Raw genomic sequence first — 17,416 nt, 5'->3', positions numbered from 1 at the left:
ACCTGCCGGTGCGGTGCATGGGAGGATTGGGCGGCGTTCCGCTGTGCCGCGGAGCCGTACGGCCGCAGGAGAGGACGGACACCGCGTTGAGCGAGAATCAGAACCTGCTCGCGGAGCAGCGCCGCGCCCTGATCCTCGACGAGGTCCGCAAGCGCGGCGGGGTCCGCGTCAACGAGCTGACCCGCCGCCTCAACGTGTCCGACATGACGATCCGGCGTGATCTGGACGCGCTGGCCCGCCAGGGCGTCATCGAGAAGGTGCACGGCGGCGCCGTGCCGGTCGTCGGGACGAGCACCCACGAGCCCGGTTTCGAGGCGAAGTCGGCCCTGGAGCCGGGCGCCAAGGAGGACATCGCGCGGGCCGCGGCGGCGATGGCCGCGCCGGGCAGCGCCATCGCGCTCTCGGGGGGCACGACGACCTACGCGCTGGCGCGGCGGCTGGTCGACGTACCGGACCTGACCGTGGTGACCAACTCGGTGCGGGTGGCCGACGTGTTCCACGACGCCCACCGTCCGTCCTCCGCCGGCGCGACCCGCGCGGGCGCGGCGACGGTGGTGCTGACGGGCGGGGTACGAACCCCCTCCGACTCGCTCGTTGGTCCGGTGGCGGACCGTGCCATCGGCTCGCTCCACTTCGATGTGCTCTTCCTCGGGGTGCACGGCATCTCCGAGGTGGCGGGGCTCTCCACGCCGAACCTGGCGGAGGCCGAGACGAACCGGCGGTTCGTGTCGGCCGCACGCCGGGTCGTGGTGGTGGCCGACCACACCAAGTGGGGCACTGTCGGCCTGAGTTCCTTCGCGACGCTCGACGAGGTGGACACCTTCGTGACGGACGCGGGGCTGCCTGCGCAGGCGCGGGAGGAGATCGAGGAACTGCTGCCGGGCGGCCTCCTGGTCGCGGGCCCGGCGGGGGCGAAGGAACCCGACGAGGGACCGGACCCCGTCTGAGACACGGGCCCGCCCGCACGGCCGGCCCCGCACCGCTCGGGTGTACGAACGGGGCAGCCGCTCCTCGCCGGAGATTCCGTTTCGCGTCGCATCCGGCGGCCCACCTCCTTAGGATCGCACGGTGGCCGTATTCCGGATCGAACGATTCTCGTCTCTTCCCCCCGCCGAGGCGTGGCGCCGGGTGACCGACTGGGAGCGGCACGGTGCGCATGTGCCGCTCACCTCGGTCCTCGTCCCGGCCGGCACGCGGACCGGCGTCGGCACGGTGTTCGTCGCGCGGACCGGAGTCGGCCCGCTCACCTTCGACGACCCCATGGAAGTGGTCCGCTGGACGCCGCCCGAGGCGGGCCGGGCGGGGCTCTGCCGTCTGGAGAAGCGCGGGCGGACGGTCCGGGGGCGGGCGTCGATCGACGTGGTGCCGACCCAGGCCGGTTCCCACGTGGTGTGGGTGGAGGACGTCCGGCTGTTCCTTCCGGGCCGATGGATCGATCCCCTGCTCGCGGCGGCGGGGCGGCGGATGTTCGGGCGGGTGCTCGACGGCCTCCTCGAAGCCCCGGCCCGCGCGCCGCGCGGGGTGTAGCCGCGTCGCGGCGGGGTGTAGCCGCGTCGCGGCGGGGTGTAGCCGCGTCGCGGCGGGGTGTAGCCGCGTCGCGGCGGGCCGGGGATCGACCGGCCACCACCGTGGCCAGGGAGCCGAGGGCGTCAGGCGGGCCAGCCTCCGGTGCGCAGGAAGGTGTCGAGGGCGGCGGCGTAGGGGGCGATGTCGAGCCCCTGCTCGTCCAGCCAGGCGTCGGAGTAGTACTTGTCCAGGTAGCGATCACCGGAGTCGCAGATCAGCGTGACGACGCTGCCCTGCTCGCCACGCTCCACCATCTCGGCGATGATCTTGAATGCGCTCCAGAGCCCGGTGCCGGTCGAGCCGCCCGCGCGTCGGCCCATCACCCGCTCCAGGGCGCGTACCGCCGCGACGCTCGCCGCGTCCGGGACCTTCATCATCCGGTCGATGGCCCCGGGGACGAAGCTCGGCTCCATCCGGGGCCTGCCGATGCCCTCGATGCGGGAGCCGCAGTCGCTGCTCGCCAGCGGGTCGTGCCGCGTCCAGCCGTCGAAGAAGCAGGAGTTCTCGGGGTCGGGGACGCAGATGCGGGTGTCGTGCTGCATGTAGTGGACGTACCGGGCGATGGTCGCCGAGGTGCCGCCGGTCCCGGCCGTGGCGACGATCCACGCGGGGTCCGGGTACCGCTCCAGCCGGAGTTGCTGGTAGATCGACTCGGCGATGTTGTTGTTGCCGCGCCAGTCGGTGGCCCTTTCCGCGTAGGTGAACTGGTCCATGTAGTGGCCGCCCGTCTCCGCGGCGAGCGCGGCCGACTCCTCGTACATCGCCCGGGGGTCGTCGACGAAGTGGCAGCGGCCACCGTGGAATTCGATCAGACGGCACTTCTCGGGACTGGTCGTGCGGGGCATCACCGCGACGAAGGGCACCCCGATCAGCTTGGCGAAGTACGCCTCGGAGACGGCGGTCGAACCGCTGGACGCCTCGATGACCGGCTTCCCCGGGCGGATCCAGCCGTTGCAGAGCCCGTAGAGGAAGAGCGACCGGGCGAGGCGGTGCTTGAGGCTGCCGGTCGGGTGGGTGGACTCGTCCTTGAGATACAGGTCGATGCCCCACTCCTCGGGCAGCGGGAAGCGCAACAGGTGGGTGTCGGCGGACCGGTTGGCGTCGGCCTGCACCTTGCGCACGGCCTCTTTGAGCCACGACCGGTACGCGGAGTCACTGCGGTCGACGTCGATCGTCGCGACGGCCTCTTCGTCGCGTCCGTGCTCGCTGATGCCCATCGCTGATCCTCCTGGTGGAGCCTGCGGAACCTGTGGTGCCTTCCTCCCACGATATTCCCCCCACCTGCGCAAACAGGGACTTGGATCTCCCCCAGGAAATGCTTGGGTGCGAAGACCGGACGACGGGGCGGACCTGGGCGACACACGTCGCCCGGAGTCACCTTGCGTACACGCGATTCAGCCCGACACGCGCACGTGAAGCAGTGCCGGGACGGGAAGACTTCCTTCCAGGAGTCGATGTGCGAAGGGGGGCGACCGAGCGGTGGACGACGTGGAGTTCAGCGCACGGGGGGTACGGATCGAACGATGGGCCCGGTCGCTCACCCGGGCCGGGCAGGTGATCGTCAAGGACGGCCGGGTCGCTCTCCTCACGAGCAACGGCCGGGAGATCGACAGTGCGCCGGTGGGAGCGGTCAGCGCGTGGAAGTGGTGGTTCTCCCAGACGGATTCGGCCGTCGCCCGGGTCAACGGCGTGCGCTACCGGCTCACCATGGGACAACGCGGCCGGCGGCCGGACGGGACGGCGCCGATACATCACTTCCTGGAGGTGCTGCGCAGCGCGGGCTGCCGCCACCGCTGACCCCGCCGCACCGGCCTGCCGACGCACGGCACCGCCGGACCGAAACCGCCGGACCGGGACCGCCGGGCCCGCACCGCCGCATCGGCCTCCGGAGCGTCGCCTCTCGCGCGCATCCGCAGGCGACCGGCCGGCACCCTCGCATCCACCCCGGGGTGGACTCCGCCACGATGTGTCCGGCCTTCTCCTCGACCCATGAGCCGCGCCCATGCCCCGCACCCACGGCCGCGAGTTGCGGAGCGGGGCGCCCTGAGCGACGCTGAACACACGTCACGGACGGTTTACCGAAGGTCACCCTGCGACTGAAGGTGGCAGGCCGCCGCGACGGACCACAGCAGACCAGAAACACCAGCCAGCCACATGCTGGATCCGTTCCTCCGTCTTCTTCCGGACCACTTTCGGGGAGTCGCAGCCGTGATCAGCGAGCCAAGCAGGCACTGCACGGTGGAGCTCCAGGCACTGCCGTCGCGGATCGGTCAGGTCCGCAGAATCATCTCGGCGCAACTGCGCTACTGGCATCTCGATCTTCTGATCGACCATGCGGCCCTGGGCGTCACCGAACTGCTCACCAATGTCCACCGCCACGCGGAACCGGACAAGTCGTGCACCGTCGACATCGAGCTGCTGCTCGACCGCCTGACGGTCTCCGTCCACGACCACGACCCACGTCTGCCCGCCGTGAACGTGGCGGACACCTTCGCGACGTCCGGGCGCGGACTGGCCCTCATCGCCGCCGTCAGCGAGAGCTGGGGTGTCCGTCCCGGAGACGGGGCGGGCAAGATCGTCTGGTTCACTTTGCCCACCCCGTCCGTCGCGACGAGGGCGCTGCCACCGCTCGCGGTGTACGGATCGATGACCGACGGCCCGTTCGGGGGGCGGTACGCAGGGGCGGTCGAAGCCTCGGCCCAGTTCCCCAGCCGGTCGGCCGTACTCGGCTGACGCACCCTCACCACTCTGCGATCACACGGGGTCCGACCTCGCGGCCGGTGTCCGGGAACCGTACGTTCTCCGGACACCGGCCGCTCCGCGTGATGCGGGAGGGCTTCCTCCCACGAGTCAGACGAGGACGGTCAGCGGGTCGTCGAGCACCGGCTGCCAGGCCAGTTCGGCCGCGCCCACCAGGCTGTCGTGCGCCAGCGTGCACGGCAGGATCGGCACGCTGCCGCTGCGCCCCCACAGGCTGCGATCGGCGACGACGGCCCGCAGCCGCTCGGGGTCGGCCTGGAGCAGATCCCGGTGCAGCCCGCCGAGGATGACCCGGTCGGGGTTGAGGATGTTGACGAGCCCCGCGAGCCCCAGTCCCAGTCTGTCGATGAGCGCCTCGGCGGCGCGGCGTACGTCCCCGTCCCCGTACTCCGTCCGCAGCAGATCGCCGGCCTGCTTGAGCAGCGACTCCTCCGGGCCGGGCGTCCGGCCCGCGGCGAGGAGGAAGGCGAGCGGGTCCGCCTCGACGTCGAGGCAGCCCCGGCCTCCGCAGTGGCACGCACGGCCCTCGGGGTTCACGGTGAGGTGTCCCACTTCGAGCGCGAGCCCCGAACTCCCGGTGTGCAGGCGGCCGTCGAGTACCAGTGCGCCGCCGACGCCCCGGTGGCCGGTGGCCACGCAGAGCAGGTGCCGGGCACCGCGCCCGGAGCCGTGCCGATGTTCGGCGAGCGCCGCGAGGTTGACGTCGTTTCCGGTGAACACCGGCCCCTCGATGCCCGCTTCACGCACGCAGGAGCGGAAGATCTCGCGCACCGGGGCGCCGGCCGGCCATGCGATGTGCATCGGGTTCAGGGCCGTTCCCTCCGGTTCGGCCACGGCCGAGGGGACGGCGAGTCCGGCGCCCACGCAGCGCAGCCCACTGCCGCGCAGCAGCTGCGCGCCCGCCTCCACCACTTCGCCGAGCACCTGCGCGGGGTCGGCCATGACCGTGCCGCACCCCGGCGCGGTGGCGACGATCCGGCCCCCGAGTCCGACCAGTGCGGCACGGAAACCGTCCGAGTGCACCTGGGCTGCGAGTACGACGGGGCCGGTCTCGCGCACCGACAGCCGGTGCGAGGGGCGGCCCTGCGAACCGGCGGCCGAACCAGGGCTGGAATCGACCCTGATGAGCCCCAGCGCCTCCAGTTCGGCCGCGACCGCCCCCGCGGTGGCGCGGGTGACGCCCAGTTCCGAGGTCAGCACGGCACGGGTGGGCGCGCGCCCCGTGTGCACCAGTTCCAGGGCCGGCCCGAGCGCGCTGCGGCCCCTCTCCAGCTTCGTCCGCGTAGTGGACACCTTGCCGTTCATGGGGGCGAGTCTCCCACGATCCGGAGGTGCCCCTGACGCTTCGGCACCAGGTCACGACGTGCCGCGGGTCACGTGCGCACGTGTCTTGTGCCCGCCCCCGACACGCCCCTATGCTGAGTTTGTGCCGCACCTAAACAAACTGCGGACGGTCCGAACGGGGGGCCATGGCGGAGACACCGCTCCACCCTCCGCGGTCCGGCTCCGCACCGCGCTGACCGCGTTCTTCGCCCTCGACGGTTTCCTCTTCGCAGGCTGGGTCGTACGCATCCCGGCGATCAAGCACCACATCGGTGCCTCCGCCTCCTCGCTCGGGCTCGCCCTGCTCGGGGTCTCGGCGGGCGCGGTGATCACGATGGTCCTCACCGGCCGGCTCTGCCACCGCTTCGGCAGCCACCGGGTGGGCGTCTGGTGCGGCATCCTGCTTTCCCTGAGCATCGCCCTGCCCGCGCACGCCGGTTCGGCGCTGACGCTCGGACTGTTGCTGCTGGTCTTCGGCGCCGCGTACGGCGGGATGAACGTCGCCATGAACAGTGCGGCGGTGGACCTCGTCGCCACCATCCGCCGGCCCGTACTGCCCAGCTTCCACGCCGCGTTCAGCTTCGGCGGCATGGCCGGTGCGGGGATCGGCGGAGTCGCCGCCGGCCACCTCTCCCCCGTCGCCCACCTGACCCTGCTCGCCGCGGCGGGCCTGCTGGTCACCGCGGTCGCGGGGCCGTTCATGCTCCGGAACACACCGGGCGCGGCGGCCACTTCCACCGGGTCCACCGTGCCTTCGGCGATTCCCGCGCCCTCCGCGCCGGACACCCGCGCCTCCTCGCCCCGCATGAGCCCGGCCGTCCGCCGCGTGGTCGCCCTGTTCGGCGTGATCGCGCTCTGCACCGCGTACGGCGAGGGCGCGCTCGCGGAGTGGAGTGCGCTGCACCTGACCCAGGATCTGCACGCCACACCGGGCACGGCGGCCGCCGGCTACTCACTGTTCGCCCTGGCCATGGGGATGGGCCGACTCACCGGTACGGCTCTGCTGGAACGTTTCGGCCAGACGCGGACGCTGGTGTTCGGCGGCGGCGCCGCGGCGGCCGGCATGCTGTTGGGCTCGCTCGCCCCCACGGTCCCCCTGGCGCTCGCCGGATTCGCCGTGGCAGGGCTCGGACTGGCCAACATCTTCCCGGTCGCGGTCGGCAGGGCGGGCGCACTGGCGGGCCCCGGCGGTGTGGCCGCCGCCTCCACCCTCGGCTACGGCGGCATGCTGATGGGGCCGCCCGTCATCGGCTTCCTCGCCGACTGGCTCTCGCTGCCGATGGCCCTGACCACGGTGGCCCTGCTCGCCGCGGCGGCTGCCGTGCTCGGGTACGTCTCCCGCACCGCATCTCCGGGCGGCGCCTGAGGGCCGCGCCGCAGAACCGCCGGTTCGCAGGACCGGCTCGCAGGACCGGCTCGCAGGACCGGAGACGCGGAGGAAGTCCTCCGCGTCCCGGCTCTCGCTCCGAAGCGGAACACCGCTGATTCCAGCAGGCGAGAAGGTCACCGCCCTCGCCCCCGGCCCTGCCAGAATCTGCGCCATGGACATGTCCGAACAGATCACACAGCTCGGCGTCGAAGGCCGGTTGCTCGTCGCGGCGGCGGAGCGGGCGGGGACGGACGCCACCGTGCCGACGTGCCCGGGCTGGCGGGTGCGCGACCTGCTGCGCCACACCGGCACGGTGCACCGGTGGGCGACGGCGTTCGTCGTGGAAGGGCACACCGAGTACGTCGACGACGAGGGCGAACCCGACCTGGACAAACAGGAGTTGCTGGACTGGTTCGCCGACGGGCACCGGGCTCTGGTGGCGGCGCTGGAAGCCGCTCCTCGCGACCTCGTCTGCTGGACGTTCATGCCGGCGGCCTCGGGGTCGGCGTTCTGGGCCCGCCGTCAGCTGCACGAGACGACGATCCACCGGGTGGACGCGGAATCGGCGCTCGGAGCCCCGTACTCACCGGTGGGCACGAGCACCGCGCTCGATGGCATCGACGAGTTGCTGACCGGTTTCCACGCACGCGCCAAGAGCAGGGTGCGCACCGAGGACCCGCGCGTCCTGCGGGTGCACGCGGTCGACGCGGGCGCCGCCTGGACGGTCCGCCTCTCGGCCGAACCGCCGCGGGCGGTACGCGACGACAACCGTGAGGCCGTCGCCGACTGCGTGGTGAGCGGCAGCGCGGAGTCCCTCTGTCTGGCCCTGTGGAACCGCCTGCCGCTCACCTCGGTCACCCTCGAAGGCGACGGGGCCCTGGCGCGGCTCTGGACGGAGAAGTCCGCCATCACCTGGTGACGCGGGTGTGAACCTTCCCGGCGCCCGCGGGCTCCGGGAAGGCCCGTCCGGTCAGCCGACGGTCAGGTTCTGCGCGACGGTGTTCGCCGCGAAGCCGTTCACGCCGAAGAGTCCGCCGGGGTAGGCGTCGTCGGTCGCGTCGATGACGGGGTCGGCACCGCCCCCGAACCAGACCCGGATACGGGTACCCTCCGTCCGCACCTTCAGGTGGTAGGTGCGGCCCTCGACGACGGGGGTGGCGTAGGTGGCGATGTCCTTGCCGGGGCGCCAGAGTTTGACCACCCCGCTGGTGTCGATGTTCGCCGTGTAGCCGGCGCCGCCGGAGTTCGCGCGGAACGTCAGGCCGGTGGCCGTGCCGTTGGTGACGGACAGGTCGCCCTCGTAGGTGAAGTCGGTGCCGGAGCGGTCGCTGAGGTAGAAGCCGTTCTGGCCGGAGGCCCCTCTCAGTCCGGCGGGGGTGACCGTCCAGTTGCCGCCGTGCGGTGTCCAGCTTCCCGCCGGGAAGGCGGAGAAGCCCGCCGTACCGGTGTTCAGGTTCTGCACCGTCGCCGTGCCGTTGTACACGTTCACGCCGAACAGGCCGCTGGTGTACGTGGAGTCGGTGGCGTCGATGACGGGGTCGGTGCCGTTGTCGAGCCAGACCCGGATGCGGGAACCGTCGGTCCGTACCTTCAGGTGGTAGGTGCGGCCGGCGGAGACCGGTGCCGTGTGGACGGCGATGTCCTTGCCCGGGCGCCAGAGTTTGACCACCCCGCTGGTGTCGAGGGTCGCCGTGTAGCCGGCGCCGCCGGAGTTCGCGCGGAACGTCAGGCCGGCGGCGTGCGCGGTGTCCAGCGAGATGTCGCCCTGGTAGACCGCGTCGCCGCCGCTCTCCGCGCTCATGTAGAAGCCGTCGCCATTGGTGGTGGCGCGCTTGCCCGTGCTGACGTCGCTCCAGGCGCCGCCGGCCGCGTGCCAGGGCCCCTTCAGGTTGCTGAGAAGGGTCGCCTGGTCCGTGCCCCAGCTGGTGTTGAGGCGGGTGAAGGTCGCGCTGTCCAGTTTCACCTTGCCGCCGGCGGCGAAGAGCCGGATGCCCTGGCTGTCGGCCGCGGAATCGAAGTCCGCGTTGTCGGAGAGGGAGTACCGTCCGCCGTCGGCGAACGTCTCCAACTGGCCCCTGTCCACGAGGAGTCGCATGGTGACCTTGCCGTTCACCGGCTTGAGCGGCTTGCCCTGGAGGGTCTGCGCCCCGGTGTCGTAGACCACGCTGCGGTCGGCGGTGCCGTCGGACCGGGCGTGCAGGTCGAAGCCGAACCGCTGCGCGCTCACGCCCCTCACGTCGAACTGCGCGGTGATCTCGTAGGTGTCGGCCTTGACGTCCTTGAAGAGGTTGCCTCCCTGGTCCGCGTCGACCGTCTCGTTCTTCCAGCTCCTGGTCTCCGAGCCCAGCGAGGCGAGTTCGGCGACCGGGGTACGGGTGATCCGGGGCCCGTCCGCGGTGCTGACCAGGCCGAGCGACACCGGGAAGGTCGCGTTGCCGGTCCAGGTGCTGCCGCGGTTGCCGCCCTGCCAGGCCATCTGCACCGTGCGGCCGTCCGGTGTGCTGGTGAACGTCTGCGCGGCGTAGAAGCTGCCGCCGGCGTACGTCGTACCCAGGTCCATCTGCTGCGGGCCGGTCCAGTCGGTGCTGAACGTCGTGCCGTCGAAGGATCCGACGACGTACTGGCTGGAGGCCGAGGTCAGCACCCAGCGCTGCTGGCCGGTCCTCCCGTCGAGGGCCAGGGGGTACATGTCGGGGCATTCGAAGAGCCAGGGTGCCTCGAAGCGGCTGGCGAAGGTCCATTTCAGGAGGTTCGGCGAGGTGTAGATGCTCACCCCGTTGCCGCCCTCGTCCGACCAGACGACCATGGTCCAGCGGTGGCGGGCCGCGTCCCAGAAGACCTTGGGGTCACGGCTCTCGTCGGGTATCTGGATCTGCTTGCGGCCCTTGTCGTACGCCTGGAAGGTCTGGCCGTTGTCATTGCTGTAGAACACGCTGACGCCGTCGGTGTTGGAGAACACCACGATCGGGTCGAGGGATCCGGTCTTCAGCCCCGAGGTGTTGTCCTTGTCGACGACCCCGCCACCGGAGAAGAGCGTGCCGGGGTGCACGTCGGGCTCCAGCGCGATCGGCTTCTGGGTCCAGTGCACCAGGTCGGGGCTGGTGGCGTGCCCCCAGTGCATGGTGTCCCAGGCCAGGCCGTGCGGGTTGTGCTGGTAGAAGAAGTGGTAGACCCCGTTCGCGTACACCAGTCCGTTCGGGTCGTTCATCCAGCCCGACTGCGAGCTGAAGTGGAACTGGCCGCGCAGCGGCTCGCTGTACGTGGTCGTCGGATACGGGAACCCGGGATAGTCCCCGGTGGTCCCGGCGGCCGCAGGTGCGCTCGGAACCAGCGCGACCAGGCCCGCGGCCAGGCTCGTCATCAGCGCGGCGAACAGCGCCCCGACTCTTCGGCGCATGTGAACCCACTCTCTCTGCAGGGAGGCGAATGGGTGTCATCGTTGACATCTGTCATCGATGACACCCGATCGATGACAGATGATGGGCCCCGGCCGGGAGCCCGTCAACGCTCCGAACAGGATCCGTTCCGGCCCGTCAGGAGAGGCTCGGGGCCTTGGTGGTGCCGGGCCGAGGTTCCATCTGGTGGGCCCACGGCGGATTGGGACCGGCGACGGCGCAGGTCAGGGCCGCCACGCGGACCGCGTACGCGCAGGCCGCCGCGACCTCGGCCGGCGTCAGCCGTTCGAGCCGGCCGCCCAGCAGGCCGTGCTCCCCGAGGTGGTGCAGAAGCCCCGCGGTGAAGGCGTCCCCGGCGCCGACCGTGTCGACCACCCGGGTGGGCACACCGGGTACGGAGATCCGCCGGCCGCCGAGCGAGGCGAGCGCTCCGTGTGCGCCGAGGGTGACCACGACCAGCCGGGCGCCCGCCGCGTGGAAGCCGTCGCAGGCCGCTTCGACCGTGGCGCCCGGGGCCACCGCGTCGAGGTCGTCCTGGCTCAGCCGCAGGATGTCCGCCACCGCGCACCAGCCGGGGAGCCGGTCGCGGTACACCTCCGGATCGACCAGCGCCGGACGGACGTTGGGGTCGATGCTCACCGTGGAGTGGAGCCGCGCCACGGCCAGCAGCTCCTCCACCAGGAAGCCCCCGGGGCTGCGGACCAGCGCGAGCGAACCGGTGTGCACACAGGCCGAGTCGCGCGGATCACCGGCGGCCAGCTCCGCACGCGTCCACTGCCAGTCCGCGGTGCCCTCGGCGTGGAAGGAGTACGAGGCCGTCCCGCCCGCGTCGACGTCGGCGACCGCGAGCGTGCTCGGCTCGGCGGCGTTCGGCGCGCCCGACAGATCGACCCCCGACTCCAGCAGGCGGGCACGGAACAGGCGGCCGAAGACATCGCCGGACAACCGGGCCATCAACCGGGTCGGCGTGCCGAGTCGGGCCAGCCCCACCGCGGTGTTGGCGGGACCACCGCCCGGCAGGACGCGCAGGGTCATGCCCTGCCGATGCGGGACGGGGCTCGATGCACCGGTGTGCGGGAGGGCGGGGCCGGGCTCGGCGAAGAGGTCGGCTACACACTCGCCCAGCACGGTGACCTGACGCGGTGTCTGCATGGGGTTGACCCTCCAGGTGGGACGTGGAATCGGGGATTGCGCGGCGGCGTGCGCCACGCGGACCCCGGGCGGTGTCCGGGGGCGCAGCACCATGGATCGGCCTTCTGTTCGGCCAACTCGCTTTTCAGCGCAAGGGATTGACGTTGCCGGACCGGGAGTCCATCATCCTCCGCATGCGGTGTCAACGATGACATGTGTCAACGATGACATCGCCACGAGAGCGTCTCCCGGCACCACTCGGCTGCCGGCCGGCCCACCGCGTCCCCAGGAGTTGCACCATGTTCCGTAGAGCCCAACCGGCCCTCGCCATCGGCGCCGTCGGCCTCGCCCTCTCCCTGGCCGCCTGCGGATCCGGTTCCGGTACCGGCTCCGCCGGCGGTTCCTCGTCCGGGGGCAAGGTGAAGGTCGGACTGATCACCAAGACGGACACGAACCCGTACTTCGTGAAGATGAGGCAGGGAGCCGAACAGGCGGCCAAGAGCGCGAACGTCGAACTCAGCACCGCTGCCGGGAAGTTCGACGGGGACAATGCCGGGCAGATCACCGCGCTGGAGAACATGGTCGCCGCCGGGGTCGAGGGAGTGCTGATCACCCCGAACGATTCCAGGGCCATCGTCCCCGCGATCGCGAAGGCCCGGGCCAAGGGCGTGCTCGTCATCGCCCTGGACACTCCGCCGGAGCCGCAGTCCGCCGTCGACGCGCTGTTCGCCACCGACAACGTGAAGGCCGGTGAGCTGATCGGCGCCTACGCCAGGGCCGCGATGGGAGGCAAGCCGGTGAAGATCGCCACGATGGACCTCGCTCCCGGTGTGTCGGTCGGCGTCCAGCGGCACGACGGGTTCGTCAAGGGCTTCGGCATCGACGCCTCCGACCCGTCGATCGTCTGCTCCCAGGACACCGGCGGCGACCAGGCCAAGGGCCAGACCGCCATGGAGACGTGCCTGCAGAAGGCGCCCGACATCAATCTGGTGTACGCGATCAACGAACCGGCCGCGCTCGGCGCGTACACCGCCATCAAGGCCAAGGGTCGCGAGAAGGACGTCATGATCGTCGCGATCGACGGCGGCTGCACCGGGGTACGGGCGGTCAAGGACGGCAGGATCGCGGCGACTTCGCAGCAGTACCCCCTGAAGATGGCGGCCGACGGCGTGAAGGCGGTCGCCGAGTACGCCAAGTCCGGCAAGAAGGCCTCCGGTTACACCGACACCGGTGTCCAGCTCATCACCGACGATCCGCAGGCCGGTGCCGCGTCCGAGGACTCCGGTTTCGGCCTCGAGAACTGCTGGGGCTGAGCCGCTGTGACCCCTTCGACTCCGCTTGCCGTCCGCGCCGACAGGACGGCCGCGCTGCGCCGGCTCCTCACCGCACCGGCCGCGGGGCCGCTCGCGGCCCTCATTCTCGCGTCGGTGTTCTTCACCACGGCCACCGACCAGTTCCTGTCCGGCGGCAACTTCTCGCTGATCCTCCAGCAGGTCATGGTGGTCGGCACCCTCGCCATCGGGCAGACGCTGATCATCCTCACCGCCGGGATCGACCTCTCCTGCGGCGCCGTCATGGCGTTCGGCGGCATCCTCATCGCCAAGCCGGCCGTCAGCGGTCCGCTGCCGCCGCTGCTCGCCATCGGTCTCGGAATCCTGGCCTGTGCGGGGTTCGGCCTGCTCAACGGGTTTCTGGTGCGCATCGTGCCGCTGCCGCCGTTCATCGTGACGCTGGGAATGCTCAATGTCGCCTTCGCCCTGACCCACATCTACTCCGAGGAGCAGACGGTCACCGGCCTTCCCGGACCGCTCACCGTGCTGGGCCGTACCTTTCCGCTCGGCCGGACGGACGTCACCTACGGTTCGCTGGTCACCATCGCGCTCTTCCTGGGCTTCGCCTACGCGCTGAGCAGTACTGCCTGGGGCAGGCACGTCTACGCCCTCGGCAACAACGCGGAGAGCGCCCGGCTCAGCGGCATCCGGGTGTCCCGGCTCACCGTGGGCGTCTACACGATCGCCGGCCTGGTCTACGGGATCGCGGCTCTGCTGCTGGTGTCCCGTACCGGCGTCGGCGATCCGCAGGCGGGGCAGACCGACAACCTCGACAGCATCACCGCGGTCGTGCTCGGCGGGACGAGCCTGTTCGGCGGCCGGGGCACGGTGCTCGGCACTCTGGTCGGCGTACTCATCGTCGGTGTGTTCCGCAACGGCCTCCAGCTGATGGGCGTCTCGTCCGTCTACCAGACCCTGGTCACCGGTGTGCTGGTGATCCTCGCGGTCACCGTCGACCAGCTCTCGCGCAAGGGGAACCGATGACCCACCCGGACCAGCCCCGAGAGCCGGCGGCGTACAAGCCGTCCAAGGCGGACGCCGATCCGCGGCCGGCCATGCCCGCGGCGCCGTCCGCACCGGACGGCGGCCCCACCCCGGTGCTCAGCGCGCGCGGGCTGGTCAAGCGCTACGGGCACGTGACCGCCATCGACGAGGCCGACTTCGAGCTCATGCCCGGTGAGGTACTGGCCGTCATCGGTGACAACGGCGCCGGCAAGACGAGTCTGATCAAGGCGCTCACCGGCGCCCTGGTGCCCGATGCCGGGGAGATCCGGCTGCACGGCGAGCCGGTCAGGTTCGCCGGACCGCAGGACGCGCGGGCGCGCGGCATCGAGACGGTGTATCAGGATCTCGCCGTCGCCGCGTCCATGGACATCGCCTCCAACATGTTCCTCGGCCGGGAGATCCGTCGCCCGGGTGTGCTCGGCTCGGTGCTCCGCATGCTCGACAAGAAGGCGATGCGCCAGGAGGCCGCCGCGCACCTGGCCGAACTCAAGGTCAAGATCGGCTCGCTGTCCCAGCCCGTGGAGACACTCTCCGGCGGTCAGCGTCAGGCGGTGGCCGTCGCACGGGCCGCCGCCTGGGCCCGCAGTGTCGTGGTGATGGACGAGCCGACGGCCGCGCTGGGGGTGAAGGAGTCGGGGCAGGTGCTCGATCTGATCCGCCGGGTCCGTGACAAGGGGGTGCCGGTGATCCTCATCAGTCACAACATGCCGCACGTCTTCGAGATCGCCGACCGGGTGCACGTCCACCGGCTCGGCCGGCGCGAGGCCGTGATCAGGCCTTCGGACTACTCCATGGCGGAAGTCGTGGCCATCATGACCGGCGCGCTCGGCGTGCGTCCGGACGGGGGTACGGTCGTGGCGGACAGTGACGCCGCCTCGGCAGCCGGAGTGCGGGGGAGCTGCCCCGCCGTCCCCGGCGTCCGAGGGGACGCCCTCCAGAAAAAGGTGGTCCATGGCATCGTCGTCCCGCAGACCGACCCTCGCGGACGTCGCCCGTGAGGTCGGCGTCAGTGCCAAAACGGTCTCCCGGGTCCTCAACGAGGACGGCCCCAGCTCCCCGGAGACCAGGAAGCGCGTTCTGGCCGCCGTGGCGATGCTCGGCTTCCAGCCCAACCTGATGGCCAGGAGCATCCGGGTGGGCGGCCCCGACACCACCGTCGGGCTGGTGGTGCCGGACCTCGGCAACCCGTTCTTCGGCGCGGTCGCGGGGGGCATCGAGGAGGCAGTGCGCGGTCGCGGTCTGACGCTCCTGATGGGTTCGTCCGACGACGATCCGGAGCGCGAACACGCCCTGATCCGTACGTTCCTGGCGCGCAGGGTGAGCGTCCTCATGGTCGCGCCGGCGGTGGGCGCCGACCACGCCCACCTCAAGACGCACCGGGCGGCCGGGATGCCCGTCGTCTTCCTCGACCGGCCCGGCAGCGGCCTCACCGCCGACACGGTGGTCAGCTCCAACCGCTCCGGTACGCGGGAGGGCGTCGCCCACCTGATCGCCCGCGGACACCGCCGGATCGGCTTCATCGGCGATCTGCCGGCCCGCCTGTACACCCGCCGCGAACGAATAGCCGGCTACCGCGCGGCGCTCGCCGAGGCCGAACTGCCCTACGACCGGGCGCTGGTCGCCGACGCCCACGACCCGGAAGGAGCGGCGGCGGCGACGGCCAGGCTGCTCGCTCTCTCCGACCCGCCGACCGCGCTGCTGTCGGGCAACAACGTCATGACGATCGGCGTGCTGACCGAGGTCTCGCGCAGCCGCCGCAAGGACGTCGCGGTCGTCGCCTTCGACGACGTGCCCATGGCCGCCATCCTCGATCCCGGGCTCACGGTCGTCGCCCAGAACCCCGCGGCCATGGGCGAGTTGGCGGGGGCCCTCGCCATCGAACGCCTCGACGGGGACCGCTCCCGGGGGCGCACCGTGATGGTCGAGACCCTTTTGGTGCCCCGCGGTTCCGGCGAACTTCCCGCCCCTCGCCACGGGTGATCCTCACTCTTCGGGAAGCGCTGCGGGCGCCTTGAGGCCGACCGAGCGCGCGAGCCCGTCGGCCGCCTGGCGAAACAGCGCCTCCCGGTCCTCCACCACCCCGTTGAACTGGCCGAAGACCTCGAAGGAGACGAGTCCGAAGAGCTGGGCCCAGGCGATGACGAGTGCGGCGGCGTTGGCCGGCGGCAGGTCCGGGGCGAGTTCGGCCGCCATCCGGACCGCCTCGGGGCGCAGTGCGTCCGAGAGCGGCGGCGTGGTGACGCCCGCGCCCCGGTGGGCCTCGCGGATCAGGCCGATGAGGGTCATGCCGACCCTGGAGGCCGGTCCCACCGTGTCCTGGGGGGCCACGTAGCCGGGGACGGGCGAGCCGTGGATGAGGGCGTACTCGTGGGGGTGGGCGAGGGCCCATTCCCGTACGGCGCAGGCGACGGCCGTCCAGGCGGTGGCGGGTGAGCCGTCCGGGGAGGCGGAGGCGTCACTGCCTGCCTTCTCGGCGGCTTCGCCGATCGCGTCGTAGGCATCGATGATCAGCGCCGTCAGCAGCTCGTCGCGGCTGGGGAAGTAGCGGTAGAGCGCCGAGGAGACCATGCCCAGCTCGCGGGCGACGGCACGCAGCGAGAGCCTGGAGGCCCCCTCCGCCGCGAGTTGCGCTCTCGCCTCGTCCTTGATGGCGGCGGTGATCTCGGTACGGGCGCGTTCCCTGGCTCCCCTGATGGCACTCATGGGGCCCATTCTGCCATGCGGGTGGATCACCGGCCAGAAACGAGAGCACTGCTCTTGCACAGTCGGCCCTGCTGGAGCACACTGATCTCAACAGAGAGCACCGCTCTCGGAGGGGCCCGTCGAAGACGGACCACTTCGCGCTCGGGGACTCTCACCCGCAGGGAATGTCGCGCTCAGGAACAGGGGACACCATGTCGCAGGCACAGCCGTACTACTTCAGAGCCGGTGCGATCAGCACCCGTTTCAACAGCACGGTCGGGTGGCTCGCCCGCCACGGCTTCAGCCTCATGGGCTCGGCGGAGATGTCCGTGCGGGGGCGCAAGAGCGGCAGGATGCAGCGCGTACCGGTGAATCCGCACGCCCATGACGGCGAGCAGTACCTGGTTTCGGCCCGCGGCCACTCCCAGTGGGTGCGCAACATGCGGGCGGCGGGCGGCGGTGAGCTGCGGGTCGGGCGCAGGACGCGCGCCTTCACCGCGGTGGAGATCGCGGACGACGCGCAGAAGGTCCGCATCGTCCGCGCCTACCTGAAGCGGTGGGGCTGGGAGGTGAACCAGTACTTCCAGGGCATCACCGCCACGTCGACGGACGCGGAGCTGCTGGCGGCCTGCCCCGACCACCCGGTCTTCCGGATCACCGTGGAGGAGCGGAAAGCCCGGTAGGGCCTTTCGTCCGGATCATGCCCTGGGCCGCTGGTCCAGCACCGCGGGTGCGTGTGCCACGGACGCGGAGAACCGGCACAACAGTGCCGGATCTGCCGGTGGAAGACGGGACCGCGCGAGGAGAGCCGCACGCCCAGCGCCACCGCCAGCAGCAGGGGTGCCAGCAGCACC

15 protein-coding genes and 1 pseudogene are annotated in these 17,416 nt (G+C 71.4%); 11 read left to right on the top strand and 5 right to left on the bottom strand.

What is annotated here, in order from left to right:
• Positions 1 to 86 precede the first annotated feature (86 nt).
• Positions 87 to 947, top strand: a complete 861-nt coding sequence (locus ACWCSV_RS29580) for a DeoR/GlpR family DNA-binding transcription regulator (protein WP_451147397.1) — start codon at positions 87 to 89, stop codon at positions 945 to 947.
• A gap of 121 nt (positions 948 to 1,068) precedes the next feature.
• Complete coding sequence (locus tag ACWCSV_RS29575; RefSeq protein ID WP_451147395.1) at positions 1,069 to 1,527, top strand: SRPBCC family protein; 459 nt, start codon at positions 1,069 to 1,071, stop codon at positions 1,525 to 1,527.
• A gap of 122 nt (positions 1,528 to 1,649) precedes the next feature.
• Here the strand turns inward: ACWCSV_RS29575 and ACWCSV_RS29570 are convergent, their stop codons facing one another.
• Positions 1,650 to 2,783, bottom strand: a complete 1,134-nt coding sequence (locus ACWCSV_RS29570) for a PLP-dependent cysteine synthase family protein (protein ID WP_451147393.1) — start codon at positions 2,781 to 2,783, stop codon at positions 1,650 to 1,652.
• 262 nt (positions 2,784 to 3,045) lie between these two features.
• On the opposite strand from ACWCSV_RS29570, the gene ACWCSV_RS29565 reads away from it, so the two are divergent.
• Positions 3,046 to 3,363: a hypothetical protein gene (locus ACWCSV_RS29565; protein WP_327174102.1), complete on the top strand. Its 318-nt coding sequence runs from the start codon at positions 3,046 to 3,048 to the stop codon at positions 3,361 to 3,363.
• Positions 3,364 to 3,774: 411 nt separating this feature from the next.
• Positions 3,775 to 4,299 carry an ATP-binding protein gene (locus tag ACWCSV_RS29560; protein WP_451147391.1) on the top strand — a complete coding sequence of 175 codons (525 nt, stop codon included), beginning with the start codon at positions 3,775 to 3,777 and terminating at the stop codon, positions 4,297 to 4,299.
• Positions 4,300 to 4,416: 117 nt separating this feature from the next.
• Here ACWCSV_RS29560 and ACWCSV_RS29555 read toward each other — a convergent pair whose 3' ends face one another.
• Positions 4,417 to 5,631, bottom strand: a complete 1,215-nt coding sequence (locus ACWCSV_RS29555; RefSeq protein ID WP_451147389.1) for an ROK family protein — start codon at positions 5,629 to 5,631, stop codon at positions 4,417 to 4,419.
• Positions 5,632 to 5,752: 121 nt separating this feature from the next.
• On the opposite strand from ACWCSV_RS29555, the gene ACWCSV_RS29550 reads away from it, so the two are divergent.
• Both ACWCSV_RS29550 and ACWCSV_RS29545 read left to right on the top strand, forming a co-directional pair.
• Positions 5,753 to 7,015: an MFS transporter gene (locus ACWCSV_RS29550; protein WP_451147387.1), complete on the top strand. Its 1,263-nt coding sequence runs from the start codon at positions 5,753 to 5,755 to the stop codon at positions 7,013 to 7,015.
• Between the two features lie 175 nt (positions 7,016 to 7,190).
• Complete coding sequence (locus tag ACWCSV_RS29545) at positions 7,191 to 7,937, top strand: maleylpyruvate isomerase family mycothiol-dependent enzyme (protein WP_451147385.1); 747 nt, start codon at positions 7,191 to 7,193, stop codon at positions 7,935 to 7,937.
• A 51-nt stretch (positions 7,938 to 7,988) separates the two neighbouring features.
• Here ACWCSV_RS29545 and ACWCSV_RS29540 read toward each other — a convergent pair whose 3' ends face one another.
• Together ACWCSV_RS29540 and ACWCSV_RS29535 are read right to left on the bottom strand one after the other, a co-directional pair.
• Positions 7,989 to 10,415, bottom strand: a complete 2,427-nt coding sequence (locus tag ACWCSV_RS29540) for a glycoside hydrolase family 32 protein (RefSeq protein ID WP_451147383.1) — start codon at positions 10,413 to 10,415, stop codon at positions 7,989 to 7,991.
• 136 nt (positions 10,416 to 10,551) lie between these two features.
• Positions 10,552 to 11,565 carry a carbohydrate kinase family protein gene (locus ACWCSV_RS29535; protein WP_451147381.1) on the bottom strand — a complete coding sequence of 338 codons (1,014 nt, stop codon included), beginning with the start codon at positions 11,563 to 11,565 and terminating at the stop codon, positions 10,552 to 10,554.
• A gap of 278 nt (positions 11,566 to 11,843) precedes the next feature.
• Between ACWCSV_RS29535 and ACWCSV_RS29530 the strand changes: the two genes are divergently transcribed.
• The 4 genes and pseudogenes from ACWCSV_RS29530 (at position 11,844) to ACWCSV_RS29515 (ending at position 15,860) form a co-directional block, all read left to right on the top strand.
• Positions 11,844 to 12,857, top strand: coding sequence for a substrate-binding domain-containing protein (locus ACWCSV_RS29530; protein ID WP_451147379.1), 1,014 nt, complete (start codon positions 11,844 to 11,846; stop codon positions 12,855 to 12,857).
• A gap of 6 nt (positions 12,858 to 12,863) precedes the next feature.
• The gene (locus ACWCSV_RS29525) at positions 12,864 to 13,859 is read left to right on the top strand and encodes an ABC transporter permease (protein WP_451147377.1); all 996 of its coding nucleotides are present in this window, start codon (positions 12,864 to 12,866) and stop codon (positions 13,857 to 13,859) included.
• A 71-nt stretch (positions 13,860 to 13,930) separates the two neighbouring features.
• Positions 13,931 to 14,779: pseudogene (locus ACWCSV_RS29520) on the top strand (ATP-binding cassette domain-containing protein); the annotation flags it as partial.
• Between the two features lie 52 nt (positions 14,780 to 14,831).
• Entirely contained in the window at positions 14,832 to 15,860 is a 1,029-nt protein-coding gene (locus tag ACWCSV_RS29515) for a LacI family DNA-binding transcriptional regulator (RefSeq protein WP_451147375.1), read from the top strand.
• A gap of 3 nt (positions 15,861 to 15,863) precedes the next feature.
• Here ACWCSV_RS29515 and ACWCSV_RS29510 read toward each other — a convergent pair whose 3' ends face one another.
• The gene (locus ACWCSV_RS29510; protein ID WP_451147373.1) at positions 15,864 to 16,583 is read right to left on the bottom strand and encodes a TetR/AcrR family transcriptional regulator; all 720 of its coding nucleotides are present in this window, start codon (positions 16,581 to 16,583) and stop codon (positions 15,864 to 15,866) included.
• A 191-nt stretch (positions 16,584 to 16,774) separates the two neighbouring features.
• On the opposite strand from ACWCSV_RS29510, the gene ACWCSV_RS29505 reads away from it, so the two are divergent.
• On the top strand, positions 16,775 to 17,245 hold the full coding sequence (locus tag ACWCSV_RS29505; protein ID WP_451147371.1) for a nitroreductase family deazaflavin-dependent oxidoreductase: 471 nt from the start codon (positions 16,775 to 16,777) through the stop codon (positions 17,243 to 17,245).
• The last annotated feature ends 171 nt before the right edge of the window (positions 17,246 to 17,416 follow it).

This window comes from Streptomyces sp. NPDC001770 (genome assembly GCF_053596135.1).
This window is presented reverse-complemented; position numbering and strand designations above follow the sequence as displayed.